The sequence below is a fragment of the Enterococcus sp. ARL09-542 genome (assembly GCF_005234805.1).
Classification (GTDB): domain Bacteria; phylum Bacillota; class Bacilli; order Lactobacillales; family Enterococcaceae; genus Enterococcus_D; species Enterococcus_D gallinarum.
The window spans coordinates 1-4235 of sequence record NZ_QPQX01000039.1 but is presented as its reverse complement, the minus strand read 5'-3'; the positions used below and the strand labels follow the sequence as shown (position 1 = coordinate 4235).

Sequence of the window (4235 nt, the reverse complement as noted above, 5' to 3'; positions counted from 1 at the left end):
CGCGTTTTTCAGTTGATCCAATCGTTGACGTAAGGAACGATTTTCGTTTTTCAATTTTTGATTTTCTGCTTCAATTGCTGAAACATCAACTTTTTGTTGTTTTTTCAAAAGAGAATTTTCTTCTTCCAGCGTCATGTTTTTATCAAACAGATTTATATTCTCATTCACTGCAGTTTCAAGTGATTCATTCGCCATATCAGCATATTTTTTACTATTCGTAGCGTTTGAAGCTTTTTGATACAAATCTACGAAATCATCACTAGATAAGCGATAAGAACCATCTGATAGTTTTTCAAAACTATTTAGTGGCACAAGATCTTTTTGGAATACAACATTCAGTTCTTTTTTCAAACTAACAATTGATTTCTTACTTTCCTCAATTTTCGCTTTCTCAGAAGCCACCAGAGCCTTTTCTCGCTCATTTTCTTCTCTTTGCTTAGAAATATCCCTCATTTCTTCAGAAGCGCTCTCACGCTCTTTTACGACCGTTTGACGCAATTCTGAAATCTCACTCATGATTTCTTTGTATTCGTGAATATCTTTAATTTTGTTGGTACCGACTAACTCACGATCCCACCCAAAATCAGCCATCAAGCGCTCAACTGATTCAACTTCTTGATTCCTAAAATTATTCCAAAGCACCCGACCATTTTCTTTATCTACCTTCAAACCCTGCTGTTGCAAGGCTTTATTAAAGCTTGGTTGTTTCTGAACACCACGTTTGTAACCTTCAGCAACAGGTACAATATTCAAGTGTAGGTGCGGACTTATTTCGTCATTATGAATAACAGCATTATAAATAGCCAAATTTGGGTTTCTCTCTTGAAATTCCTTGTAATACTGAACCAAAATTTTATTGGCAATCACTCGATTTTGTTCTGCTTGTTGTTCCGATATGCCAGTAGAAGAACCATCATCACGAGTAGTACGAAAATCATCAAGAGTACCAACTTGCACGATAAATTCTCGCTGTGGTTCCAATTTTTTATCCTTGCGAACCTTTGCTAAATAGTCCTCGATTTTTCTATCGGCTCTTTTCTGCTTTGCATTATATTTTTCTACGGCTTCACCAAATAATTCTTCATATTTTTCACGAATATTTGTTTGTTCCAAATAGATATTTTCATCCGATTTTGTGAAATCAATATGCTTATGCCAGTCATTGATTTTTTGGCTATCAGTTAACTCACGATTATTATGAGAAATGCTTGTATTCTTTGTTCCCTTTTTGAACGAAATACTGAACCCCAAGTTAAAACCCTCCTTCGGCTGTCGCTAATAAAAAGATTGTAAACCTTTCTGTTACTCTTTGTCAAAGAGTAACGTTTTCCTAATTGTGACATGGCTGTCACAATTCCAAACGCTCTCCGAGGGTTTTCGCTGTCACAAGTGACAACGAAAAAAGGAGCCGAAATCGTGTCACGCTTTCAACTCCTTTTACGCTTTATTTTGCTTCACGCAAAATAATCGCTTATCGTAAATTCACGTCATTAAATATTGACGTAAATTTACTCTCACTCATCTGACTTTTCTTATTCGGTATCACTCCGAATAAGCCGTCAGATTCATCGGGATAATCTCGTTCGCTTGGCGCTGATTTTTCATCAGCAAGCCACTCATTATCCACTGTTTTTTCGTGTTGCTGATCGTCAGAAATTGACGATAACCACCGCTCAAAATCAGCAAAAGTTTCAAACCCAAAACGCTTGCGAAGAGCCTTGCCCATTGCAGCATTTTCTTTCTCAATCAAGCGTTTTTTCTGTTGGCGAAGTTTCGCTTGTTCTTTTTTTAATTTTTCTTCTTGCGCTTTAATATCTGCTAAAGTCATTCCCATAAACTACATCTCCTTTTCTTTGGAATTAATAACGGAAATTTGGTTTAACTGCATAACATGACTCATTAATTTCAACCAAAATTCTTTTTCTGATTCATCAGTTGTTTGCGCTAAATGCTTATGAACAAATTCATTAGTCAAAACTGAAGATTTTGCTAGATCAGCATTGATAACCGAGTTGAGAACATCCATAATTCGTTCAAGCATTTCACTATAATTATCTTCATCCGGCAAATTCAAATAATCAGCTAACCGTTCATACATCAATTCAATTCTATCGACTGTTTCTTCTCTCAAATCAATTTTATCCATGTCACACCTCACTTCCAGAATTGCCACCATTTTCGATTTTTTAATTCTTGATTTTCTAGTAACAACTGATCGTTTTTTTGTTGCTGAAGCAAAGTCAATTTTTGTTGGTCACGAATCATTTCCGTTAATTCAGAAATATGCCTATCTTTTTCCGCTAATTGTTCACGCAAAAATTCATTTTCTTTTTCTAACGGGAAATCATTGCCTGCATCATTGACCGGTAAATCACCAGTCAATTGACCACCTTTTGACCGATAAATTGACCGCACAACACCAATCAATTCCTTGTCTAACATGATAACCCCATTATCTTTATACCGAGCAAGGTCATAACCTGCATTGACCAGTTGATTGCGCACTGTATTTTTAGATATACCCAACTCATCAGCAAGGTTTTTTATGGTCATTTTTTCTACTGGATTACTCATTCAGCACCTACTTCCGTTACATCAAGTCCTTGAAGCCATGTGTCTAATTCTTTTTTTAAATCGTCTGCCGATTCCGAAAATGTTTCTCGTAAATGATTCGTCAATTCATCATTCTGACTCTCTTGTTTTAACAAATTTCGATATTTGTATTTGGTTGGTCTAGTTAACCCCGACCATAAAGAATGGTCTGACATTAAACCAGCAATCATAATTCTATCTGTATGTTTTGTATCTATTGGTAAAAAGTGTGGACTAGCAAAACTATCCAAACTTTCGTGAACCATTTCATGCCAATCAGTGGCTTTCCCACGTCGCAACTGCAATTCTAAACGCCACCAAGTTTCGATTTCTTTCGGAACAATTTTCCGTTTTCTTTCTTGTTCTAATTTTTTGTTATACATCCGAATTTGACGTTCACTAGCACGACTGCCCCAATAAGCAGTTTCTAACTTGCCAGACCGACCATAAATTGGTTTAAACGATACAGGATCAACCACCCGATATTGGGTAATGAAATCATCTGGTACGTCAATTATATCGCAAGCAATATCTGCACGTGAAAAATGCGGCTCCAAAAATAAATCATGGATAAAATTCTTCATAGAGCTAGCTAAAAACTGATTAATTTTATTCGGATTAAAGTCAATTCGCCCTTGACCTTCTTGATATTTCAAAATTTCAATGTAAGCAATATTCTCATCATGCTTATCCACAATTTGCCAACCATTTAGACCAACAGATTTAACATAACCATTATTTTCATTCAGTCGCATTAACTGTTCAAAGTCTAAAATCAATACATCATTTTGAGTATGATAATAAATATTTTCTTTCAGTTTTCCAACAATGGTAATTCGGTCAATTGACCACCGTATTTTCAAGGGGGTGTAAAAAGTTTTTACATTTAACCGCCTGTTAGATAGGGCTGTTAAATTTTCCCACTCATTTATGATCGTGCCACGTTTACTCAAATTTTATTCCTCCTCAAAGAAAAAGAGACTTCTGGAAAGAATTTTCAAAAGTTCACGTAACTCTTAAAAATTCATTACCAAAAAATCTCTAGTCTTGAAGAAATCTAAAAATATTCGTATAATGATTAAGAAGTTACGGGACTAGTTGGGATAGTTTCCGTAAAGGTCGAGAACGTTGGTAGCGTTGCTCGACTTATTTTTTTGCTCTTTTTCCAGTTCATTTGTTTGCTAACTCAATAATAGCACTTCTCTTTAGCTATGCAAATATCCAAAAAATAAAACCGCACCCTTTGAAAAGGGCGCCCCCAAACTTCGCTAACGCTAAGTTGGCCAAAAAATGGACTTGCCATTTTTTAGCAAATGTCAGCTTAAAAGGCTAGTGGTTTAGCCGTCAACTCCTTATCCTCGGCACAAACCGCCTCCGGTACCGTTGACTGCACGATATTCCTTACCACTCCATCTCACTCTCAGAACACCCTATATTACGTTCTGAACCATTCTGCTGACTAGCTAATGTTTTTTCTCGATCTAATATTTTTAACTCTTCAGATAGCCCCATGTCTTTTTCTACAAGACCAAAACGGATAGACAGACGAGTGATCGACTTTTGAAACGCGTTTTTCAGTTGATCCAATCGTTGACGTAAGGAACGATTTTCGTTTTTCAATTTTTGATTTTCTGCTTCAATTG

The 4235-nt window shown here is 36.1% G+C and carries 5 protein-coding genes and 1 pseudogene; all 6 read right to left on the bottom strand.

Features of this window, described 5'->3' with window-relative positions; translation table 11 throughout:
- A partial coding sequence (locus DVW06_RS16670; RefSeq protein WP_137264909.1) for a plasmid recombination protein occupies positions 1 to 1251 on the bottom strand: 1251 nt, incomplete at its 3' end.
- A 220-nt stretch (positions 1252 to 1471) separates the two neighbouring features.
- Positions 1472 to 1834 (bottom strand): hypothetical protein, encoded by a 363-nt coding sequence (locus DVW06_RS16665; RefSeq protein WP_137264908.1) that lies wholly within the window; start codon positions 1832 to 1834, stop codon positions 1472 to 1474.
- Positions 1835 to 1837: 3 nt separating this feature from the next.
- A complete protein-coding gene (locus DVW06_RS16660; RefSeq protein ID WP_002333831.1) occupies positions 1838 to 2146 on the bottom strand; it encodes a hypothetical protein in 309 nt (102 codons plus the stop codon).
- 8 nt (positions 2147 to 2154) lie between these two features.
- On the bottom strand, positions 2155 to 2574 hold the full coding sequence (locus tag DVW06_RS16655; protein WP_002368182.1) for a hypothetical protein: 420 nt from the start codon (positions 2572 to 2574) through the stop codon (positions 2155 to 2157).
- On the bottom strand, positions 2571 to 3545 hold the full coding sequence (locus DVW06_RS16650; RefSeq protein ID WP_137264907.1) for a replication initiation factor domain-containing protein: 975 nt from the start codon (positions 3543 to 3545) through the stop codon (positions 2571 to 2573). Before DVW06_RS16650 ends, DVW06_RS16655 begins: the two co-directional genes overlap by 4 nt.
- Positions 3546 to 3993: 448 nt before the next feature.
- A pseudogene (locus tag DVW06_RS16645) lies at positions 3994 to 4235 on the bottom strand (plasmid recombination protein); the annotation flags it as partial.